This is a genomic window from Gottfriedia acidiceleris (assembly GCF_050457485.1).
GTDB classification, from domain to species: Bacteria; Bacillota; Bacilli; order Bacillales; family Bacillaceae_G; genus Gottfriedia; species Gottfriedia acidiceleris_D.
On sequence record NZ_JBCMJM010000005.1, the window covers coordinates 19,920 to 41,563 of the forward strand.

20 protein-coding genes are annotated in these 21,644 nt (G+C 33.0%); 2 read left to right on the top strand and 18 right to left on the bottom strand.

Annotated features, from left to right (window positions below; all coding sequences use genetic code 11):
- Positions 1-3: 3 nt before the first annotated feature.
- The 12 genes from ABEY15_RS05175 to ABEY15_RS05230 form a co-directional block, all read right to left on the bottom strand.
- Positions 4-1,434: a replication initiation and membrane attachment family protein gene (locus ABEY15_RS05175; RefSeq protein ID WP_429888911.1), complete on the bottom strand. Its 1,431-nt coding sequence runs from the start codon at positions 1,432-1,434 to the stop codon at positions 4-6.
- 36 nt (positions 1,435-1,470) lie between these two features.
- A complete protein-coding gene (gene nrdR / locus ABEY15_RS05180; RefSeq protein ID WP_025568424.1) occupies positions 1,471-1,941 on the bottom strand; it encodes a transcriptional regulator NrdR in 471 nt (156 codons plus the stop codon).
- Positions 1,942-2,267: 326 nt separating this feature from the next.
- Positions 2,268-2,654, bottom strand: coding sequence for an adenosylmethionine decarboxylase (gene speD, locus ABEY15_RS05185; RefSeq protein ID WP_025568423.1), 387 nt, complete (start codon positions 2,652-2,654; stop codon positions 2,268-2,270).
- Positions 2,655-3,140: 486 nt separating this feature from the next.
- The gene (locus ABEY15_RS05190) at positions 3,141-4,160 is read right to left on the bottom strand and encodes a glyceraldehyde-3-phosphate dehydrogenase (protein ID WP_429888912.1); all 1,020 of its coding nucleotides are present in this window, start codon (positions 4,158-4,160) and stop codon (positions 3,141-3,143) included.
- A gap of 92 nt (positions 4,161-4,252) precedes the next feature.
- Complete coding sequence (gene coaE, locus ABEY15_RS05195; RefSeq protein ID WP_429888914.1) at positions 4,253-4,849, bottom strand: dephospho-CoA kinase; 597 nt, start codon at positions 4,847-4,849, stop codon at positions 4,253-4,255.
- 76 nt (positions 4,850-4,925) lie between these two features.
- A complete protein-coding gene (ytaF, locus tag ABEY15_RS05200) occupies positions 4,926-5,570 on the bottom strand; it encodes a sporulation membrane protein YtaF (protein ID WP_098426582.1) in 645 nt (214 codons plus the stop codon).
- A 58-nt stretch (positions 5,571-5,628) separates the two neighbouring features.
- Complete coding sequence (gene mutM / locus ABEY15_RS05205) at positions 5,629-6,462, bottom strand: DNA-formamidopyrimidine glycosylase (RefSeq protein ID WP_429888915.1); 834 nt, start codon at positions 6,460-6,462, stop codon at positions 5,629-5,631.
- A gap of 19 nt (positions 6,463-6,481) precedes the next feature.
- Complete coding sequence (gene polA / locus ABEY15_RS05210; RefSeq protein WP_429888917.1) at positions 6,482-9,106, bottom strand: DNA polymerase I; 2,625 nt, start codon at positions 9,104-9,106, stop codon at positions 6,482-6,484.
- Positions 9,107-9,348: 242 nt separating this feature from the next.
- On the bottom strand, positions 9,349-9,525 hold the full coding sequence (locus ABEY15_RS05215) for a DUF4177 domain-containing protein (protein ID WP_172795419.1): 177 nt from the start codon (positions 9,523-9,525) through the stop codon (positions 9,349-9,351).
- A gap of 368 nt (positions 9,526-9,893) precedes the next feature.
- Positions 9,894-11,660, bottom strand: coding sequence for a two-component system histidine kinase PnpS (pnpS, locus tag ABEY15_RS05220; RefSeq protein ID WP_429888919.1), 1,767 nt, complete (start codon positions 11,658-11,660; stop codon positions 9,894-9,896).
- A complete protein-coding gene (locus ABEY15_RS05225) occupies positions 11,653-12,369 on the bottom strand; it encodes a response regulator transcription factor (RefSeq protein WP_056472254.1) in 717 nt (238 codons plus the stop codon). The genes pnpS and ABEY15_RS05225 overlap by 8 nt, the downstream gene beginning before the upstream one ends.
- Before the next feature lie 177 nt (positions 12,370-12,546).
- Positions 12,547-13,017: a MaoC/PaaZ C-terminal domain-containing protein gene (locus ABEY15_RS05230; RefSeq protein WP_025568415.1), complete on the bottom strand. Its 471-nt coding sequence runs from the start codon at positions 13,015-13,017 to the stop codon at positions 12,547-12,549.
- Between the two features lie 349 nt (positions 13,018-13,366).
- Between ABEY15_RS05230 and ABEY15_RS05235 the strand changes: the two genes are divergently transcribed.
- On the top strand, positions 13,367-13,831 hold the full coding sequence (locus ABEY15_RS05235) for a phage tail protein (RefSeq protein ID WP_098232206.1): 465 nt from the start codon (positions 13,367-13,369) through the stop codon (positions 13,829-13,831).
- Between the two features lie 58 nt (positions 13,832-13,889).
- Here the strand turns inward: ABEY15_RS05235 and mdh are convergent, their stop codons facing one another.
- From mdh to ABEY15_RS05255, 4 genes are all read right to left on the bottom strand, one after another.
- A complete protein-coding gene (mdh, locus tag ABEY15_RS05240) occupies positions 13,890-14,828 on the bottom strand; it encodes a malate dehydrogenase (RefSeq protein ID WP_098232207.1) in 939 nt (312 codons plus the stop codon).
- A 36-nt stretch (positions 14,829-14,864) separates the two neighbouring features.
- Positions 14,865-16,145: an NADP-dependent isocitrate dehydrogenase gene (gene icd / locus ABEY15_RS05245; RefSeq protein WP_429888921.1), complete on the bottom strand. Its 1,281-nt coding sequence runs from the start codon at positions 16,143-16,145 to the stop codon at positions 14,865-14,867.
- 134 nt (positions 16,146-16,279) lie between these two features.
- The gene (gene citZ, locus ABEY15_RS05250; RefSeq protein ID WP_429888922.1) at positions 16,280-17,398 is read right to left on the bottom strand and encodes a citrate synthase; all 1,119 of its coding nucleotides are present in this window, start codon (positions 17,396-17,398) and stop codon (positions 16,280-16,282) included.
- A gap of 175 nt (positions 17,399-17,573) precedes the next feature.
- Entirely contained in the window at positions 17,574-18,032 is a 459-nt protein-coding gene (locus ABEY15_RS05255; RefSeq protein WP_069034597.1) for a DUF441 domain-containing protein, read from the bottom strand.
- 123 nt (positions 18,033-18,155) lie between these two features.
- On the opposite strand from ABEY15_RS05255, the gene ytvI reads away from it, so the two are divergent.
- Entirely contained in the window at positions 18,156-19,268 is a 1,113-nt protein-coding gene (gene ytvI / locus ABEY15_RS05260) for a sporulation integral membrane protein YtvI (RefSeq protein WP_098232210.1), read from the top strand.
- A 100-nt stretch (positions 19,269-19,368) separates the two neighbouring features.
- Here ytvI and ABEY15_RS05265 read toward each other — a convergent pair whose 3' ends face one another.
- Positions 19,369-19,764 carry an FxsA family protein gene (locus tag ABEY15_RS05265; RefSeq protein ID WP_429888924.1) on the bottom strand — a complete coding sequence of 132 codons (396 nt, stop codon included), beginning with the start codon at positions 19,762-19,764 and terminating at the stop codon, positions 19,369-19,371.
- 103 nt (positions 19,765-19,867) lie between these two features.
- Entirely contained in the window at positions 19,868-21,622 is a 1,755-nt protein-coding gene (gene pyk / locus ABEY15_RS05270; RefSeq protein ID WP_429888925.1) for a pyruvate kinase, read from the bottom strand.
- Positions 21,623-21,644 lie beyond the last annotated feature (22 nt).

Here is a 21,644-nt window from a genome sequence, read left to right on the forward strand (position 1 = left end):
CATTTAACGTTTCTTTTTATTTTTAAACATTTCTAGTTCTTTTTCTAATCGTTTTCGTTCTTCATCTATCGAAGAATCATTTTGGTTATTGATTGTTGCCGGTGCTGTCTGTGAATCATTTGCCTCACTCGATTGAAGCCAGTCAGGGACAATTTCAGTTCGAATTGTTTTATTTCGTCTATTACTTGAGCGAGTTTTTGCAGCAGTTGCACTCTGTTTAGTTTCTTCAAACTCTTTACGGGCAAGATCCATAGCCTGTTTAACTGTTGTTACACCTTTTCTCGCCCAATGACTTGCTATCTTAATTACGTAATTTCTAGAAAGCTTTTTATCTAAACGGATCATTACATAGTCAATTAACACATTTGCGACTCCAGGTAGAAGCTTTTGATCTATCATAATCTCTTCGATAATTTTCAAATCAGCTTCACTTGGTTCAGCTCCACCCGATATCTCCTTAAGGTACGTGCGAGGAGAGATTGTTTCGAAGCAATGAATTAATTTTTCTTCTTGAGTTGATGGCTGCTCATTGACCATTTGTCTATGCTGAATAGGTTGAACCTTTTCCACAATCGTAGGCAGAGCTTCATGATGTTGGAATTGATACCAGTCCCTTGCTTCAAGTCGAAGCGTCTCAATATTAATTTTATTATCTTCATTTAATGAGCGCATAACAATCGTTTTCATTTGAATTGGATTTATTCCATATAAAAATGCCAGTTTTAAAATTGTTTCTTTTACTTCTGTAGTAAATGCTCTTTTTGGAACAAACGAATCTGACAGTCCATCTAAAAATAAAGCATAGTCAAATTCTTCCATTTTGACAGATATTTTAATTGGCTGATTATCTTGTAAAATTCTACGATCATTTGACGTAGAAAGATCGTTACTTTGCTGAATTTCATTTAATTGCTCAACTGTAATTGCTTGGAATACTGAATCAAATGAACGTGAAATCTCACAAAACCCTTCTTTCGAAAATGCCTGTCTACTAAAAAAGGTTTTAGTTCGTTGATATTGTGTTTTTCCAATTGTTTTAAACAGAAAGATATTTAGGATAGGGTCTTCGAAAAAAGAATGAGGATCTAGCGGAGATTGAAGCTCATACAGAAGCTTTTTTGTACTATTTTCAAATCCTTCATAAACTTTAAGTAAGCCGATTCCTTCAAGGATTAATCTTTGTTCATAAATTGATTTTAAATTACTTTTCATTCCAAGCATTAAAGAATGATGTGTTAACGTATTAGGATTAAGATCCGTTTGTTCACATTCACTCCAAAGCGTCATATATAAACTTAAAGCTTGACTACCAATTATTGGTTGATACAACATCGTCAATACTTGCCTATGAAAATTATGTAAATACCCAGCTGCCATTACAGTATAGGGATCCGCAGGTAGAACATCCATCCAGTGTTGCTTATCAATAGACATTCAAACATTCCTTTCTTGTATCAAAAGAGCGAAGTATTATTCGTCTTTACCTCGCTCTTTGTTAATTAAATCTTTTAATTCATCAATGAATACATTAATATCTTTAAATTGACGATAAACTGACGCAAATCGTACGTATGCAACTTCATCAACTTTAGATAAATGCTCCATGACCATTTCACCTAGAACTTCACTCGGAACTTCTGATGTGCCACTATTTTTCAGTTCTTTTTCAATGCTATGAATAATATCTTCTAGTTGAGATAAAGAGACAGGGCGTTTTTCACACGCTTTGATCAGTCCCCTTAACATCTTATCTTTACTAAATTCTTCACGAGCTCCCTCTTTTTTTACAACTAAAATAGGATTATCTTCAACTCGCTCAAAAGTTGTAAAACGATGCTGACATTCTTCACATTCACGTCTTCTTCTAATTGAACGACCTTCATCTACTGGTCTACTATCAAGTACTCTTGTCCCATTAAAGTTACACGTTGGACATCTCATCGTTATAGTTCAACTCCAAACACTTAATTGTTTAAACGTATTATTATAACTCTATACTATAACAAATTCAAAATAAACTAAAGTTTATTTCTTAAAAGTCACAAAGCCTATTTTTCAAGATCAACGAAATTTCATTATTTTATGTTAATGGAAATATTTTTCACTATGTAAAGCTAGTTCATTCTCCAGAAGGTTATTAAAAGCTAGATTGTTTAGATAATCTAATCCGCTAACCTTGAAAAAGCATTAAGCTAATCTATTTTTCGGGTATGGTAATTTAGCAAAAACAAAAAAGAGAGATGAAAAATCACCTCTCTCAATTCTTTTTAGTTACCATTTACAATTTTTACATTATCAACTTGAATGGGACCCATTCCTCTTGGTAACTCAACGTTTTCGCGAGTATCAGCTTCTAAAGCTTCAGCGATAAAGTTTGCAGCTACATTCGGATCAATTCTATCACCGCAAGTGTAAACATCGATACTTGCATAACCATGCTCAGGAAAACTGTGAATAGTTAAGTGTGATTCTGAAATGATTACGACACCACTAACGCCATGAGGAGCGAACTTGTGAAAAGCAACTTCACGAACTTCTGCACCAGAGCGTAACGCAGCATCAACAAAAGTCTCCTCAATAAATTTCATATCATTTAATTTTTCTGTATTACAACCCCATAATTCTGAAATGACGTGACGACCCATAGTATCCATATTCATTTCCCCCTTAAAATAATTTGTCATGACTTCTATTGCGAAAGTATGATCAACTACCACGGGGGAAAGTTAGTCCAAAGAGGTCCTAACCCTTTAAGTAATTAGTTATACTTTTAGAAGTTCACGAAAGTTAGTATACTTTTTTTAAATTTGAATTGCAAGATAAATTTTATTTTTTTGTTATTTACTGAATTAATTGTGAAGAAAATAAGTCTAAAAGTGCGATAAATGCATATATAGCAAGGAAACGAAGGTACATGTTTTTTAGGGGATATATCGTTATATGGTATTTTAAAGTGAGACTCCTGTAGTGGAAATCAACGTTCATCTTTTTTAGATATTAAGTCACATATTACATCTCAATATAGTCATAAATTCACACCTCTTCTTAATGTGTTATACAACTTCAAAAAGACTAACCAGATAAACTAGTTAGCCTTTTGTATTCGTTTACATTTTTTTATAAATACAATATTTTAATGATTAAACAGTTTCAAGCTTTTTTATTTTAGTTGCAACGATTGACACTAAGTCAACTACGCGTCTTGAGTAGCCCCACTCATTATCATACCAAGCTAATACTTTAACTTTTGTACCATCGATTACCATTGTAGTAAGAGAGTCGATAATTGCAGAGTGTGTATTAGTATTAAAATCAATTGATACTAATGGTTCGTTACAATATTCGATAATTCCGTGCATTGAACCTTTAGAAGCCGTTTCAAATACTTCATTAATTTCTTCAACAGTTACTTCTCTCTTTAAGTCAACAACTAAGTCAACAAGTGATACGTTTGGAGTAGGAACACGTAAAGCCATACCATGTAACTTGCCATTTAAATGTGGAAGTACTTTAGATAATGCTTTTGCTGCACCTGTAGTTGTTGGAATAATTGATTGACTGCAAGCACGTGCACGACGTAAATCTTTATGTGGATTATCAATATTTTTTTGATCATTTGTAAATGAATGAACAGTTGTCATTAATCCATTTACAATACCAAATTGCTCATCTAATACTTTTACAACTGGCGCTAAACAGTTAGTTGTACAAGATGCATTTGAAATAATATGATGATTTTCTAGGTCTAATTTATCATCATTTACACCAATTACTACTGTGATATCTTCATTTTTACCAGGTGCTGTTAAAATTACTTTTTGAGCTCCAGCAGTAATGTGCATTTTTGCTTTTTCAGCATCATTAAATTTTCCTGTTGCTTCAATTACTATATCAACATTAAGCTCGTTCCATGGAAGTAATTCAGGATTTCTTTCACTAATTAATTCAACACGCTTACCATCAACGATTAAATGATCTGCATTTGCAATTACTTCACCATCAAACTTGCCATGAACTGTATCATATTTAATTAAGTGCGCTAAAGTTTCAGAAGGATAACTTGCATTAATTGCAACGATATTATAATCTCCATTTTTAATTGCTTGACGGAAAACCATGCGTCCAATTCGACCAAATCCATTTATTGCTACATTTACCATAAGTAAACCCCCAATTAAGTTATACTGTTTATTATCTCCCTGCAATTAGTATAACACATAAGTTGGTTTTTGGTTAAACTATTTACATTATTTTATGAAATAATTTTATTTAATAGGTCTTTAACCTGTCTTTTTGTATCCTCAAAGTCACCATTGTTATTAATTACGTAGTCAGCTCGTGCAGCTTTTTCTTTAACTGGTATTTGAGATGCAATACGTAAAAGTGCATCCTCTTTCGATAAACCATTACGATTCATCAAACGCTTTAGTTGATTTTCTTCTGATACTGACACTACAATTACTTTTTCCACCAATTCAATTGAGTTACCCTCATATAAAAGAGGAATATCTAAAATAACAAGTGATTCACCTTGTTTTATGTATCGATCAGCTTGTTCTTTCATTTCACGTCTTACTTCCGGATGTACTATTTCATTAAGTTGTAAGCGCTTTTCTTTATTATTAAAAATAATACTTCCGAGAAATGGTCGATTAATCTCACCAGAATCTAAAAGAATCTCACTCCCGAAAGCCTCAACGATTTTTTTATATGCAGGTTGTCCAATTTCAACCACTTCTTTTGCAATTACGTCTGCATCAACAATTGGAACATTTAATTCCTTTAGGAAATTGGAAACTGTACTTTTTCCACTTGCAATGCTACCAGTTAGTCCAAAAATTTTACCCATCTTTTATTCTCCTTACAATAGATAAAGAGGACCAAATGGAATAAATCCATTCGGATACACTCTTTCATTATTTTTATTACATCTTCATTAATCCAATTAATATTAAAAAAACACCTGGTAAAAAGGTCAACTTTTGAAGCCACAATGTTTTCGATAACACATTTCCTAATTTCATTCCAAATAATAGGAATAAAGCACTTGCAGTAGATGTTACGATTGCCGTCAATAGTGGAGAAAATCCAAGTAATGATGCACCTATACCGGCCCCAAAGGCATCAAGTGAAAGTGCAAATCCAAGTAACATCGCTTCCAATCCATTAATACTACCTGAACGATCTATGTCTGCAGTTGTAGGCTTCTTTAAAATTTTTACGACTACCCCTAGAATTTCAAATTCCCAGTCAATCCCTTTATCTTCTATCTCATTCTTTTCTTCTATATTTGATCCTTTATTTGATCGGTAAAATTGAAAAAGTACCCATAATCCTATACATACAAGTACAAATCCTCCGATTCTTTTTGCTATTATTGGTGAAAAAAAGTCTGTAATTGCATGCCCAATCCCCATGGATGTCATTAATATGATCCCTGAACAAGATGCAATTGTAATGATTGATTTTAAAGGAATTTTTACTTTTCGAAGTCCATAAGTAAATCCAACACTGCAACTATCTAAGCTTAGTGCGCATGCTAGTAGTATTAATGATAGCATATTTACCATAAAAATAGGCCCCTCTCTTTCGTACTCTTGATATAGTATGAAAGAAAGGAACCTTATGTTAATTTTTTTTAGGCTGACAGACCGGGCAAAAAGAAGTACCTCTGCCGCCAACTTTAATTTTTTCTATTGGTTGGCCGCAATTATGACACTCTAAACCCTTTCTGCCATATACTTTAATGATATCTTGAAAAGTTCCTATTTGGCCTTGTGAATTTACATAAGAACGAATTGTGCTTCCACCTAAATCCACAGCCTCTTGTAAAGTTGTTGTAATGGATTCGGCAAGTATTTTTATTTGTTTAGGCTTTAATGATGATGCAGGTGTTTCCGGATGAATCTTTGACCTAAACAAAACCTCATCAACATAAATATTGCCTAAACCGACTACTAATTCCTGATCTAATAAAACAACTTTAATTTTTCGGTTTGTATTTTCAAGCTTTTTTCTTAAATAATCAGCAGTAAATTCATCGGAAAATGGCTCTGGACCTAATTTAGCAAGTGGCGGTCCCTCATTCTCCTCACCTTTATTAAATAAGTGCATTGTGCCAAATTTACGAACATCTTGATACCGAAGTTCTGTTCCATCTTCAAATAGGAATCGAACGTGAGTATGAGGTGCTACAGGTTCTTCCGCTGGGAACACGCGAAATTTCCCTTCCATTCTTAAATGTGAAACAAGTGTAAAATCACTTAATTGAAACAATAGAAACTTACCTCGACGATTTATATTTTCTACTGTTTGACCTTTTAGTAAAATCTGAAACTCATCTACTTCATTAGGTTTCTTTATTATTTTTCCCCATGAAACGATTACTGTTGAGATTGTTTTCCCAACTATTAAATCCAGTAAAGTTCGTCTGACCGTTTCAACTTCTGGTAATTCAGGCATACAAAGTCATCCTATCTATTTATTTTGCTTCAAACCAAGAATCTCCAAAATTATAATCAACCTTTAATGGCACAACTAGCTCGACTGCATTTTCCATTACTTCTGGTACGATTTTTTCTAAAATTGTTAATTCTTCTTTTGGAGCTTCTAATATTAATTCATCATGTACTTGTAAAATTAATTTTGCCTGAAGTTTTTCTGTTTTAAGACGCTCATCTAATAAAATCATAGCCTTTTTAATAATATCTGCAGCACTACCTTGGATTGGGGTATTCATCGCTGTTCTTTCAGCAAATCCGCGAATATTAAAGTTTGAGCTTGAAATTTCTGGAATATAACGACGTCTATTTAAGATTGTACTTACAAATCCTTCTAGTTTAGCCTTTTGAACAATATCTGACATATAATCTTTTACTTTTGGGAAACTAGCAAAGTACTTTTCAATAAATATAGACGCTTCTTTTCTTGTAATACCTAACCCTTGTGATAATCCATAATCACTAATTCCATATACAATCCCAAAGTTAACAGCTTTTGCTTGTCTTCTCATATTACTTGTTACCTCATCAGCACTAACATGGAAAACATCCATTGCAGTCTTTGTATGAACATCAAAGTCATTTTTAAATGCATTCATTAAATTATCGTCTTGTGCTATATGAGCTAATACCCTTAATTCAATTTGAGAATAATCGGCAGCAAAGATCAGCCAGTCTTTTTTAGATGCGACAAAAGCTTTTCTAATTTTTCTACCTTCTTCTAAACGAATAGGAATGTTTTGCAGGTTAGGATCAATTGAGCTTAAGCGTCCAGTTTGTGCTAATACTTGATTAAATCGTGTATGAACCTTGGAATCTGATTCATTTATCACCTTTAATAAACCTTCTACATAAGTAGAATTTAATTTCCCAACTTGACGATAGTGAAGAATTAATCGAATGATTTCATGTTCCGCCTCTAATTTTTCAAGTACATCAGCAGAAGTAGAATAACCAGTTTTTGTTTTTTTACCAGATGGTAAGTTTAACTTTTCAAATAAAATAACACCTAATTGCTTTGGTGAATTAATATTGAATTTCTCACCGGCTAACTCATAAATAGACTCTTCAAGCCCTTTTAACGTATTAGCTAGTTCTGAACCCATCGTACGAAGAGTCTCTTCTCTAACTGTTACTCCTTCAAATTCCATATCACCTAAAATAAAAGTTAATGGTAATTCCAATTCTGTTAGTAGTTCAAATTGACTGTTCTTTCGTAATGATTCTTCTAAAGTTTCTTTTAATTTACTGATAGCAATAGTTTTACGAACAATATATTCAGATAAAACTTCATCTGATGGCTTAGCTTGCTTTGCACCCTTACCATAAATCGTTTCTGCAGTTTGAATTGAAAAATCTATTTTACCATTTACAATATCAGCAAATTCTTTATTAGACTGAGCAGGGTCATATATATATGAAGCAAGTAACGGGTCAAAATTAACACCATTTAAATTAATTCCTCTCCACTTTAGTGCTACATAAGCACCTTTTGCATCATATACATTCTTATAAACACGCTCATCCTCGAGCCATTTTTTAAATAAATCCGACTCTAACCCTACTGCTGTTGGAATAAAGAAATGACCTTCTTCATTTGAAAGTCCAAATCCTTGAATTTCTTCTGTATGATAATTTTCTCCGATCATTTCAACGATTAAGCTTGAATGATTAGCTAAATGTTTCTCTTCAATTGAATCTAGTACTTCATAGTTAATCTCTTCTAGATCTTCCATCGATTCTTTGATGTCCAATTTAGCTAACAATGATGTAAATCCAAGAGATTTAAAAAATTCCGCTACTTTATTCGTATCGGCTTCTGGAAGCGTTGTGTCATTTACAGTTAATTCAATTGGTGAGTTTTTATTAATTGTCGCTAATTGCTTACTCATAAAGGCTTGTTCTTTATTTTCACCTAAATTTTGAAGTAGCTTTGCTCCACTTACTTCCTCTATATTTTCATAAAGACCTTCTACTGTTTGAAACTGTTTTAAAAGTTTAATTGCAGTCTTTTCCCCAATACCTGGTACACCAGGAATATTATCAGATTTATCACCCATTAATCCTTTCATATCAATAATTTGATCAGGTGTAATCTCATACTTTTCATGAATTGCTGCAGGAGTAAATTCTTCAACTTCAGTAATACCTTTTTTAGTCATACTTACTGTAATACGATCATCAACTAGCTGTAATAAATCTCGATCCCCTGAGATAACCTTTACTTCATATTCATCTTTAGAAGCTTGACCTGCAAGTGTACCAATAATGTCATCCGCTTCATAATTCTCTAATTCATAACGTGCAATTCCGTATGTATCTAATAGCTGGCGAACAAGTGGAAACTGTTCACTTAACTCTGGTGGAGTCTTTTGTCTTCCACCTTTATATTCTTTAAATGTACTATGTCTAAATGTTGTTTTCCCTGCATCAAATGCAACAAGCATATGAGTCGGTTTTTCATCTTCAAGAATTTTCATTAACATCATTGTAAATCCATAAATTGCATTCGTATGTACACCTTTATCATTACTCAAAAGTGGCAATGCAAAGAAAGCTCTATAGGCAATACTATTCCCATCAATTAAAACCAATTTCTTCTTCAAAATAGATCCCCTTCCTATTACAAATCTCACTATCTTTTTATGTATAATTTTTATTTCATACTTTATCTTTTCAAGAAATTAATCGTTTCCTCATTTCCTTGCTCTTAACATTTTAACACGAACTATTCATAAAAGAAAAAGAGGTCGTCTTTGATTCAGGCATATTAAAAGTTTTTATTCACTTGAGATTAAAGTTGAATAATTATGACTTTTAAGAAAGAATCGTAAGACTACCTCTGTAATTAATTTAAGTCGATTTCTCGCTCAAATATTAGTTCAACACATGAACCTTCTATTGCTTGCTGATTGTTTACTACCTGATGAAGTCGCCAGCCACTTTTAGCATAGTTCCCAACTACATCATAATAATATCTATTTGATGATTTCGTGTTAACTTTTACAAATTCGTATTCGTACATCTGTATTCACCCTCCGATGTATGATTCAACACTCATAATTTCCCCAAAAATTCTAAAAGTAATATGATCAAATAAAGAAAACTCGTCGACTGACAAGCCTTTTAGATAGAGGCGTAGTTGCACTTATACTTCATTCCTAAAATTGGTGATTACTCGCTGCCAATTTATACGATCTTAAAGTGCGATAAAAAAGGTATCCACTAGTATGGACACCTTAAAGAAAAAATAAAACAGTATTAAATATAAAAAATCCCGGAAGTATAACTACTCCCGGTTTAAGACAACTCCTTGGATGAAGGGGTTTTCATCATAACTATACCAATTATTTATTAATTATTAATAAATACAATGTAAAATCAATGTAAATGTCACATCGAAGTATTTTTATTTAATGTTACAATGAATGATGTCCCATGACCTAGTTTACTTTCAACTTCGATTTTGCCTTTATGGGCTTCGACAAGATGCTTTACAATCGCTAGTCCTAGGCCTGTCCCTCCGGAGTTCCTACTTCTTGCTTTATCTACTCTGTAAAAACGTTCGAAAATACGAGATATGTCTTCTTTTCCAATTCCAACTCCTGTGTCATTGACCTTTAAAACAATATGGTCATTTGTCTCGGAGGCAGTAATAAATACTTTACCACCAGCAGGAGTATAGTGAATTGCGTTATCAACTAAATTAATAATTACTTGTTTTAATCTTAATGCATCAGCATATACAACTAACGGACTATTTAAGTATAATTTGAAGTCTATATTTTTCTCTTCTGCTTTTTGAGTAAGCATTTGCTGTACATCTTCAATAACTTGTTTTGCGGATACTTCTGCAAGATCTAATTTAAAATTCTGTTGCTCAATTTTTGAAAGGTCTAACAAATCTTGAATAAGTGTTTGCATACGATCACTTTCCGTTAATATAATCGATAAGAAGTTTTTACATAACTCATCATTTTCCATTGCTCCATCTAGTAAAGTTTCAGTAAAACCTTTAATAGATGTAATTGGCGTTTTAAGCTCGTGAGATACATTTGCAAAAAAATCTTTTCGAACTTGCTCTAATTTCTTTAATTCACTTATGTCATGGAAAACCAGAACGATTCCTTTCCACTCGTGATTTATCCCAATAATTGGTGCACCATATATTTCAAAATGTTTTCTTTCAATTGATAATGGCAGAATGATTTGCTTTCTAACTTTTATTTCTTTTAGAAAAATTTCTTCCACAATTTCAATGACTTCTTTATGTTTAAATGCGTCATAATAAAGCTCACCCAATATACTTCTGGAGTCAATTTTGAACGTTTCTCGATATGTTTTATTAATTAGGTTGACATGACCCCTACTATTAATTAAAACAACCCCGCTACCAATATTATGGATTAACGTGTTTAATCGATCTTGCTGCATTTCTTGTTGACTAGTCATTTCTTGTAGATTTTTTGCAAGTACATTCATTGCTTGACTTAACATTGTTGTCGATTCATTACTTTCAGCTAATGTTCTAGCTTTATAATTCCCTTTGGATAATTCAATTGCAACTTGTGTAATATCTTCTATTGGTTTTGAAAATTGATGCGAGTATCGTATCAGTAAAACTATGATGGCAAATAAAACAAAACCTAATAATGAAAATAATAACATCGAAATACTTCGGTAAACTTCTTTGATTGACTTAGTTGAATAATCAACAATTAAAAATTGCTTATTGCCATGTTTATCTGTTATTTTCTTGCCGTAATATTTAGCTGCCGAATCTTTTTCGATAAATTTAGCTGCAGAATCTACTTTATCAAGTCGTTCTAGATAATCTTTTAAATTCTTTGATGATATATTCAATTCCACATTCTCATTGCTAGATTTGGCGATAAGATTATATTGATCATCAAATAAAATAATATCGATATTTAAGTCCTTAGATATCTTTTTTAACGTTTGATTAGATATATTCTTTGTTAATGGTGTATTCGACTCCATTATTGAAGCAATTAAGTTAGTCTCTTTCTCAATTCTTTGATCATAGTTTGTCAGATAAAAGGATTTAAATATTTGCCCTAGTACGATTCCTAATATAACAAGAATAACGATTATTATTGCAGAAAATCCATAGAGCAATTTTCGATTAAGATTACTCATTTAATCTTGGTTCCTCTAATTTATATCCTAATCCACGAATTGTTTTTATATAAACTGGTTTTTTCGAGTCTAGTTCAATCTTTTCTCTTAAATGGCTAATATGAACATCGACAATTCTAGTGTCTCCAGCAAAATCATAATTCCAAACGGCACTTAATAATTGATCTCTAGTCAATACTCTACCTTTATTTTTCGTTAAATATAATAATAACTCAAATTCCTTAGGTGTTAACTCCAGTTTTTCACCTTGGAAATATGCTTCATAGTACTCAGGTAGAATTTTTAAATCAGCTATTATTAAAGTATCAGCATCGTCGTTTGATTGTACTGGTGTCTCAGTAATTTTAGATCTTCTTAAAATCGCTTTAACTCTAGCAACGACTTCTCTTGGACTAAATGGTTTTGTCATGTAATCATCGGCACCAAGTTCAAGTCCTAACACTTTATCAAATTCATCATCTTTTGCTGTAACCATTAAAATAGGCGTCGTATTTCTTTGTAGTCTTAATTCTTTACATACTTCCATACCATCTTTTTTAGGTAGCATTAGATCTAGAACAATTAATTCTGGTTTTTCCTCTACAGCCTTTTGTAAACCTTCTTCCCCATCGGTAGCTGTAACAACTTGAAAGCCTGCCTGTTCTAGGTTAAATTTGATTAAAGTTAAGATATGCTCTTCATCGTCAACTACAAGAATTTTATTGTTCATTTCATATTCCTCCAGGTCATTGTTAAACCCTCATCCATTTGTATCCTATTTAATTTATCTATGTCTACTTTTTAATCATACTAAAAATTCGTTCAGACGTAAAACGTAAAAAGCAGGGATGGAAAGTTCATTCAAAGGTATAACAACAAAAAAGAATGTCAGTTGACATTCTTTAAGTTAAAAATTTTCATATAATAGAGCATTCGATTGGTTTACCGTTGGTGGAATTACTGTCAGTTTTCCATTAGCAATTTCAGTTTGCGTTTTATTTAAAACGCTTACATTAATACATACTTCATTTAAATCCAAGTTAATTTCGACTACCTCAAAATGAATTGATATTGTTTCATTGTGATATATATGTTGATCGAATTGAAGTTCTTTTTTTATAATATGACTTCCTGGGCCAGGTAAATGTTTTGTAACTGCTGCAGAGACTAACCCGCTTATAATAAAACTAGGAACAATCGGTTTATTATATTTTGTTTGAGAAGCATAGTTGTATTGAGTATATAATGGGTTTGTATCGCCTGTTAGAGCCAGGTATAAGTAAATATGTTTTTCATCAATATGTTCTGTTACAATTAACTTTTCACCAATTGAAATGTCTTCAAGTTTTCGTCCGATTTTTGCTTTTTTAGTTAACATATTAAACCCCCTGTTTATCTTAATATTTTAAAAATTCGATAAACAACAGCAAATTTCCTTCTTAATCGGCAAAATTTTTATAAAAAAACTTATAAAAATTTTTATTATTCGTCTATTCATATTTTCCCCCTTATGGAAGATAAAATTCTATCTTTCTCCTTAATAAGTAATTTAAATACTAAATATACGTACTCCCTTTATAATCCGTAAAAATCCAGTGGTTTGTTGCATAAAAAACTTGTACATACTTATACCGTGAAACGTCATTTTGGATGCATAAATTTTTGGTATAATTTAGTAGATAAGATGTTTAAATTAAAGTTTGGCTATGTGAAAAGGAGAGATGGACATGTCCTATACAGTTGATTTTAAAAATGTGTCTACGGTTGGTTTAGAGTCTTCCCCAGTAGTAGATGCACTTGCTGGTTTACGTGCAAATGAAGCTCGTTATTTTATGAACAAGTACAAACATGAATTTACGGTCGTACCAGCTAGTGAAAGTCAGGAGACACTTGATTATGTTAACCGAATTTTGAAAGAAGAACGTGATATCGTATTCGCAGCTAAACCTTTAGAAACTTCTCGTTTTCAAGTGGAAAATATTAAATTTACCTACGTCTTTTATGAAGATGGGCTTTCGGTCAACGTTATGTATACTGTTGATGATCCTAAAAAGCGTGCTGTTGGTTTTAAACTTTCTGACGGAATGGAAATTCCAGCGGAGTTAGTTGAGAAGTTTAAGTTTGCTAGGCAGAAGTCTAAACTAGCTGGAACGATTCGTGGCTCGTATTTTGTTATTAAAGGTGAATATTAAAGTAGGATAAAAATTAAAGACCCACAAGGTAATTAGAAATTACTTGTGGGTCTTCTTTTTAAGCTAAAACGTTCATAACGTTTTTGACAGCTGCAACTGAACGATCTAACGCTGTTTTTTCTTCAGCTGTTAAATCTAATTCGATAATTTGTTCAATACCGTTTCCGCCAATAATTGTAGGAACTCCTAAGTAAATACCACTGTACCCATATTCGCCTTCTAAATAAGCGATTGTAGGTAACACGCGACGTTGATCCTTAAGTATAGCTTCAACCATTTCTACTAAAGATGCAGCAGGTGCATAATAAGCACTTCCGTTACCTAGTAAATTAACGATTTCTCCGCCACCCTTACGAGTACGTTCAACAATAGCTTCTAAACGATCTTTTGGAATTAATTTTTCTAATGGAATACCACCAGCATATGAATAACGCACTAATGGTACCATATCGTCTCCGTGACCACCTAAAACAAATCCAGAAATATCTTTAACCGATAAATTTAATTCTTGAGCTACAAACGTTCTAAAACGAGCTGTGTCAAGAACTCCAGATTGTCCTATAACGCGGTGTTTAGGAAAACCAGCTTCTTTGTATACTGTATAAGTCATTGCATCAACCGGGTTAGTTAAAACAACGATTGTACAGTTAGGAGAGTATTTTACGATTTCACGAGTAACTGCTTTCATGATGTTTGAGTTAGTTGATACTAGATCGTCGCGGCTCATACCCGGTTTACGAGCGATACCTGCTGTGATGACTACTACATCTGAATCAGCTGTGTCAGCATAATCACTAGTACCAATAATGTTAGCATCAAATCCTTGAACTGGACTTGCTTCAAGCATATCTAAGGCTTTGCCCTTAGTAGGGTTCTCTAGTTGTGGAATATCAACTATTACTACATCCCCTAATTCCTTTTGTGCAAGCAAGAAAGCTGTTGTAGCACCAGTAAATCCAGCACCTACCACGGAAATTTTACGTCTACGAATTGACATATAAATACCTCCCTTTTGTTTACAAACACAATTTAATTATACAAGAACTGCTTCCATATTTGAAATTAATTCGTTTGCAAATTCAGAACATTTCACTTCAGTAGCCCCATCCATTAGACGAGCAAAGTCATAAGTAACAACTTTTGAAGCGATTGTCTTTTCCATTGACTTAAGAATCATAGAAGCTGCTTCATTCCAACCCATATGCTCCAGCATTAATACTCCAGAAAGAATAACTGAAGATGGGTTTACTTTATCTAGTCCAGCGTATTTAGGTGCTGTACCATGAGTAGCTTCAAAAATAGCATGTCCAGTTTCGTAGTTGATATTTGCTCCAGGAGCGATACCAATTCCACCTACTTGAGCAGCAAGTGCATCAGAAATATAGTCACCATTTAAGTTCATTGTAGCTACTACATCGAACTCACGTGGTCTAGTTAAAATTTGTTGTAAGAAGATATCAGCAATGCTGTCTTTTACTAGGATTTTACCAGCTTTTTCAGCTTCATCCATTGCTTTGTTAGCAGCATCTTTACCGCTTGTTTCTACAATGCGATCATATTCTGCCCATGTAAATACTTTATCGCCGAATTCTTGCTCAGCAACTTCATAACCCCAGTTCTTAAATGCACCTTCAGTAAATTTCATGATATTACCTTTATGAACTAAAGTTAAAGATTTACGGTTTTCTTGAATTGCATAATTAATTGCTGCACGTACTAGACGTTTTGTACCTTCTTCAGAAATTGGTTTAATACCGATACCAGATGTTTCTGGGAAACGGATTTTATTAACACCCATTTCTTTTTGTAAGAATTCAATAACTTTTTGAACTGCTTCAGAACCTTTTTCATATTCGATACCAGCATAGATATCTTCAGTGTTTTCACGGAAAATTACCATGTCTGTATCTTCTGGACGTTTAACTGGTGAAGGTACACCTTCAAAGTAACGTACAGGACGTAAGCACACAAATAAATCTAATTCTTGACGTAGAGCAACGTTTAAAGAACGAATACCACCACCAACTGGAGTTGTTAAAGGTCCTTTAATTGCGATCATGTACTCTTCAATTAAATTTAAAGTTTCTTGAGGTAACCATTCACCAGTAGCATTAAATGCTTTTTCACCAGCAAGAACTTCTTTCCATTCAATTTTACGATTACCATTATATGCTTTTTCAACAGCTGCATCTAAAACACGTGAAGATGCTGCCCAAATATCTGGGCCTGTACCGTCGCCTTCAATAAAAGGAATAATTGGATTGTTTGGCACGTTTAATTGGCCGTCTACTAATGTAATTTTTTCAGCTTGCATTACATGCTCCCCCTTGTATAAATAAATTAAATTCATTAAAATACATGCTTTTGAGAGGAAGATTCCTCTTCCTCTCTTTACTATACCACTATTATTCGAATATTAAATACTATTTTAAGTATTCAATCACTTCTTTATGCACGCTCTTCAATTGGAATGTAAGAGTTTTTCTCTGGTCCTGTATAATCTGCACGCGGACGGATAATACGATTATTTTCATATTGTTCTAAAATGTGTGCAGTCCAGCCAGACATACGGCTAATAGCAAAGATTGGAGTAAATAAATCATGTTCAATTCCTAAGCTGTGATAAACAGATGCAGAGTAGAAATCAACATTTGGTGGAATATTCTTTTGAGTTGTAACAAGTTCTTCAATTTTTTCAGACATTGTGTACCATTTTAACTCTCCAGTAATTGCACCTAATTGACGAGACATTTCTTTTAAATGTTTTGCACGTGGGTCCCCACCACGGTATACGCGATGTCCGAATCCCATAATTTTAGCTTTAGCATCCATTTTCTCTTGGATGTAAGATTCAACATTTTCAATCTCACCGATTTCAGCTAACATTTTCATAACGCTTTCATTTGCGCCGCCGTGTAATGGACCTTTTAAAGCTCCAATCGCAGCTGTAATACCTGAATAAATATCAGATAATGTAGCTACGCAAACGCGTGCAGTAAATGTCGAAGCATTTAATTCATGGTCAGCATGTAGTACTAAAGCCTTATTAATTGCTTCTTCAGCAATTGCATTAGGTTTATCACCAGTTAGCATGTATAAGAAGTTAGCCGCGAATGATAAATCTTTATTAGGAGCAACTGGTTCAAGCCCCTGACGAATTCGAGAAAACGCTGCCACAAATGTTGAAACTTTAGCTTGAAGTTGGATTGCTTTAAGATAATTTGAATCTGAGTCCATTGCTTCAGCATTTTTATCATACAATGCAAGCATTGAAATAACTGTACGTAGTACAGTCATAGGATGTACATTTTTTAAATTAGTTGATTTTAAGTAAGTAATAACTTCTTCTGGTAATTCAGCATTATCTGCTAATTGAGAAGCAAGTTCTTTAAGTTGATCCTTATTTGGTAATTTGCGATGCCATAATAAATATACTACTTCTTCAAAACTTGCATATTCTGCTAATTCATCAATACCGATACCTACATACGTTAATGTATCATCAATAATAGAACTTATAGAAGTCGTAGCTGCTACAACACCCTCTAAACCACTTTTAACTGTCATATTCCCCTCTCTCCTTTACGCAAAAATTTCCCTAGTATTTACTACATATATATACTGGTATAACTCTTTTAAAATACCGAGTATACATAGAAAGGAACCCTACTATCATTTATTATAAACAATAATCTGACTTTTGTGAATGAAAACAATTTACTAAAATATAATTATTATGCAATTACTTAATTAATTCTACAATCCAAATGAATAGATATGCGATTCCAGCTCCAATTAAAGGCCCTACTGCAACCCCTTTAAATACCGCTACAGACAGTACAGTACCTAGTACTAATGCTGCTGTTATTTGTGGACTAGTTGCTAATAATTGTACTCCACCTTTTGCCAAAAGAGCCACGGCGATACCAGAGAGTAGTGCGATCCAGGCAACAGGGGTTTTTAATGCATCAATCAAATTTTTAAAACCGATTTCACCGGTAGCGATTGGTACTAATACAGCAATCGTAATGATCGTTACGCCTAAATTAATACCTTTTGATTGCATATACGGAAATACTCGAACTCCTAAGGGAGTATATTTTAGTACTAACAATACTATAATTGAAATAATTAAAGAGTTATTTTTAGCAATTGCACCAATTAATAATAAAACTAAGAGAAAAATTGTCGATTCACTCATTTGTTAGTATCCCCTTAATGTATAATTTATTAATAAATACTATCAAACTTTACTATTATAAAAAAATAATTCTTGATAAAATAAGACAAGAGGACTCATTTCACTTTGGAAGGAGGTAAAAGTTTGAATAGAACTTTAGTTTTTCAGATTATTCGGTTTTTATTTGTAATCGCATGTACTATTTTAGGTCTTTACGTGGCACTATTCATCTCAAAACTTACATACCCTTTCATCATTGCTTTAATCATTGCATACCTTTTAAATCCACTAGTAAATTTATTAAACGAAAAAGCCAGAATACCAAGAGGAATAGCAGCATTTTTATCAATTATTTTACTATTAGCTGTTCTAGCAGGATTATTTACATTACTAATTACGGAAATCATCTCAGGTTCTACCTATTTAATTCAAGTTGTTCCGGAAAGCTTTGAACGATTAATTTATTTCGTTGAAAATATTGTTACTGACAAGGTGATTCCTTTATATGACTTAATTATGAGTAAATATAGTCAACTCGGTGCTGGTCAACAACAAACGATTCGCACAAATATACAATCGATTGGCGATTCTGCAATTAATCTAGGAAAAGAAGCATTAAACGGAATTATTGTAGGGATTAAATTGGTAATCGCTTTATTACCAAATACTGCTACGTTAATATTCGTTTCCTTATTAGCAACATTCTTTATTAGTAAAGATTGGTACAAAATAAAAAATTTATTCGCAAAATATACTCCAGATCGAATTCAACATTACAGCAAAACAATTTTTATTGATTTACGAAAAGCTTTATTTGGTTTTATTAAAGCACATATCACTCTTATTTCTATGACGACAGTGCTAGTCTTAATCGGATTGTTAATATTAAGAATTCCTTTTGCAATCACTATAGCTATTCTAATCGGTTTCATCGACTTACTTCCTTACTTAGGAACTGGTTTAATTTTTGTACCATGGATCTTATATACATTTTTGTCTAGCGATTATAAATTAACGATTGGTCTCGCAATTTTATATGGTGTTGTAATTGTCCAACGGCAACTTGCAGAGCCAAAAGTTCTATCTTCAAATATTGGACTACAACCGCTTCCTACTTTAATCTCGTTATTTGTTGGTTTTAAATTTTTTGGTTTACTAGGATTGATAGCCGGTCCAGTAACTTTAGTAATTTTATCAACTTTATATCGAGCAAGAGTCTTCCATGAACTTTGGTATTATATTAGAGGTTCGAATTAAGATGAAATCAAATTTTTATTTCTTTGCAAATTAAAACGAGAAAGCTAACTGCTTTCTCGTTTTTTAGTCTCTTATAAAAAATCTTTTGCATTTCCAATGTTTATTTCTTTATATATCCAGTCCAAACAACATTACCTTTTAGCTTTTTCATTACAAAATAAATAAGTTGTTGAACAAATTTGATTCTAATTGGTTTAATTAGCAATACGATTGCCAGTAAGTCGGTAATTGGTCCTGGAATAAAAAATAGGAGGCCAATTAGGAAAAAAGATAATCCCTCTATCATGATTAAATCTGGCATTTTGCCTGCCCGAATCTGTTCTCCGGCTTGTTGTTTAACTGTAACCCAAACGGTTCTCATGATATATATACCAATCAAAAGCGTACCGATTAGCCAAAGAAATACTGATAAGGAACCAATTACTCTACTAAGTAATGTTAAACAGATTAAATCAATTAATGGGATTAACAATAGCCAACCAACAAGTTTTTTCATGATAGTTTCACCTCTTGCTTAGAATTAAAAATATATCTCTTAATAATCTTATGCATGTCAAAAAATAAAGAGAAGGAAACTTTGTCCTTCTCTTTATTATATCTTAAAATATGCTTTTATGTCCTGTACTAACTATTCCTCTTGAAGCATCTACTGTAACAGCTTGACCGTTTACTAAGATGTTTGTTGCATTTTCAACTCCAACAATTACTGGAATTCCTAAGCTAACACCTACTACTGCAGCATGGCTAGTTAATCCACCTTCTTCAGTAATAATAGCTGCTGCTCTTTCAATCGCTGGCATCATGTCTCTATCTGTACTATTTGTTACAAGAATACTTCCTGGTGTAACTTTTGAAACAGCTTCTTCACCAGTTTTTGCGATGACAACTTTTCCTGCAGCAGTTTTGCGACCAATACCTTGACCTTGAGCGATCACGTCACCTACTACATGGATTTTCATCATATTTGTCATACCTGTTTCACCAATTGGTAATCCAGCAGTAATGATGACAGTATCACCATTTGAAACAAATTTAGCGTCTTGAGCCGCTTCCATAGCATGTTGTAACATTTCATCAGTTGAGTTTGCTCTTTCTCTATATTCAGTTTGAACTCCCCAAACTAAAGTTAGGCGGCGACAAATACGAATATCAGATGTAATAGCTAAAATAGGAGCTTTTGGACGATATTTTGAAATCATTTTCGCAGTATGTCCACTCTCAGTAGGAGCAATAATTGCAGCTACTTTTAAGTTTAAAGCCGTTGCTGCAACCGATTGACCAATTGCATCTGTAATCGTTCCTTTATTTTCTCTTTGGCGCTTTTTAAATAATTCTTCGTATTGTAAGCTTTTTTCAATTCGTAGCGCAATTGAGTTCATCATTGAAACAGATTCGATTGGATATGAACCTGCAGCAGTTTCTCCTGATAACATAATTGCATCAGTTCCATCAAGAATGGCATTTGCAACGTCACTTGCCTCTGCTCGTGTAGGTCGAGGATTACGTTGCATAGAATCTAACATTTGAGTAGCAGTAATTACTGGCTTACCTAAGTTATTACATTTTTTAATTAATAGTTTTTGAACAATTGGTACCTCTTCTGGTGGAATTTCTACACCCATATCACCACGTGCAACCATTAAACCATCTGAAACCTCAAGAATTTCATCGATATTATCGATCCCTTCTTGGTTTTCGATTTTCGGTATAATTTGAATATACTCAGCGCCATGTTTACCTAAAAGCTCACGAATTTCTAATACATCTGAAGCTTTACGAACAAAAGATGCAGCAATAAAATCAACACTTTGTTCAATACCAAATTCGATATCGCTTATATCCTTTTCTGTAATACCAGGTAAATTTACACGTACATTTGGTACGTTTACACCTTTTTTATTTTTTACTAAACCGCTGTTTAACACTTTAGTACGAATATCATTTCCTTCAATACCGATTACTTCTAATCCTATTAATCCATCATCGATAAGAATTTTAGAACCAACATGTACGTCATCAATTAATCCTTCGTAAGAAACTGCAAATTTTTCTGCTGTACCTACTACTGGATCCGTAGTAATAATAACTTCATTTCCAGTTTTTAATTCTGCTTGGCCACCTTCAAAATCTAAAGTACGAATTTCTGGACCTTTTGTATCTAAAAGAATCGCTACAGTTCTACCAGTTTTTTTTGAAGCCTCGCGGATACTTATAATTCTTGCAGCATGCTCTTCATGAGAACCATGCGAGAAGTTTAAACGTGCTACGTTCATTCCTGCATTAATTAACTCTACTAATTTTTCTACCGATTCACTAGCAGGACCGATCGTACAAACTATTTTTGTTTTACGCATTTTTTACCCTCCAAATTTATAT

Excerpts from the sequence above, each read along its gene's own strand:
- ABEY15_RS05175 (WP_429888911.1), bottom strand. The coding sequence starts at position 1,434 with ATGTCTATTGATAAGCAACACTGGATGGATGTTCTACCTGCGGATCCC.
- nrdR (WP_025568424.1), bottom strand. The coding sequence starts at position 1,941 with ATGAGATGTCCAACGTGTAACTTTAATGGGACAAGAGTACTTGATAGT.
- speD (WP_025568423.1), bottom strand. The coding sequence starts at position 2,654 with ATGGATACTATGGGTCGTCACGTCATTTCAGAATTATGGGGTTGTAAT.
- ABEY15_RS05190 (WP_429888912.1), bottom strand. The coding sequence starts at position 4,160 with ATGGTAAATGTAGCAATAAATGGATTTGGTCGAATTGGACGCATGGTT.
- coaE (WP_429888914.1), bottom strand. The coding sequence starts at position 4,849 with ATGGGTAAAATTTTTGGACTAACTGGTAGCATTGCAAGTGGAAAAAGT.
- ytaF (WP_098426582.1), bottom strand. The coding sequence starts at position 5,570 with ATGGTAAATATGCTATCATTAATACTACTAGCATGCGCACTAAGCTTA.
- mutM (WP_429888915.1), bottom strand. The coding sequence starts at position 6,462 with ATGCCTGAATTACCAGAAGTTGAAACGGTCAGACGAACTTTACTGGAT.
- ABEY15_RS05215 (WP_172795419.1), bottom strand. The coding sequence starts at position 9,525 with ATGTACGAATACGAATTTGTAAAAGTTAACACGAAATCATCAAATAGA.
- pnpS (WP_429888919.1), bottom strand. The coding sequence starts at position 11,660 with ATGAGTAATCTTAATCGAAAATTGCTCTATGGATTTTCTGCAATAATA.
- ABEY15_RS05225 (WP_056472254.1), bottom strand. The coding sequence starts at position 12,369 with ATGAACAATAAAATTCTTGTAGTTGACGATGAAGAGCATATCTTAACT.
- ABEY15_RS05230 (WP_025568415.1), bottom strand. The coding sequence starts at position 13,017 with ATGTTAACTAAAAAAGCAAAAATCGGACGAAAACTTGAAGACATTTCA.
- ABEY15_RS05235 (WP_098232206.1), top strand. The coding sequence starts at position 13,367 with ATGTCCTATACAGTTGATTTTAAAAATGTGTCTACGGTTGGTTTAGAG.
- mdh (WP_098232207.1), bottom strand. The coding sequence starts at position 14,828 with ATGTCAATTCGTAGACGTAAAATTTCCGTGGTAGGTGCTGGATTTACT.
- icd (WP_429888921.1), bottom strand. The coding sequence starts at position 16,145 with ATGCAAGCTGAAAAAATTACATTAGTAGACGGCCAATTAAACGTGCCA.
- citZ (WP_429888922.1), bottom strand. The coding sequence starts at position 17,398 with ATGACAGTTAAAAGTGGTTTAGAGGGTGTTGTAGCAGCTACGACTTCT.
- ABEY15_RS05255 (WP_069034597.1), bottom strand. The coding sequence starts at position 18,032 with ATGAGTGAATCGACAATTTTTCTCTTAGTTTTATTATTAATTGGTGCA.
- ABEY15_RS05265 (WP_429888924.1), bottom strand. The coding sequence starts at position 19,764 with ATGAAAAAACTTGTTGGTTGGCTATTGTTAATCCCATTAATTGATTTA.
- pyk (WP_429888925.1), bottom strand. The coding sequence starts at position 21,622 with ATGCGTAAAACAAAAATAGTTTGTACGATCGGTCCTGCTAGTGAATCG.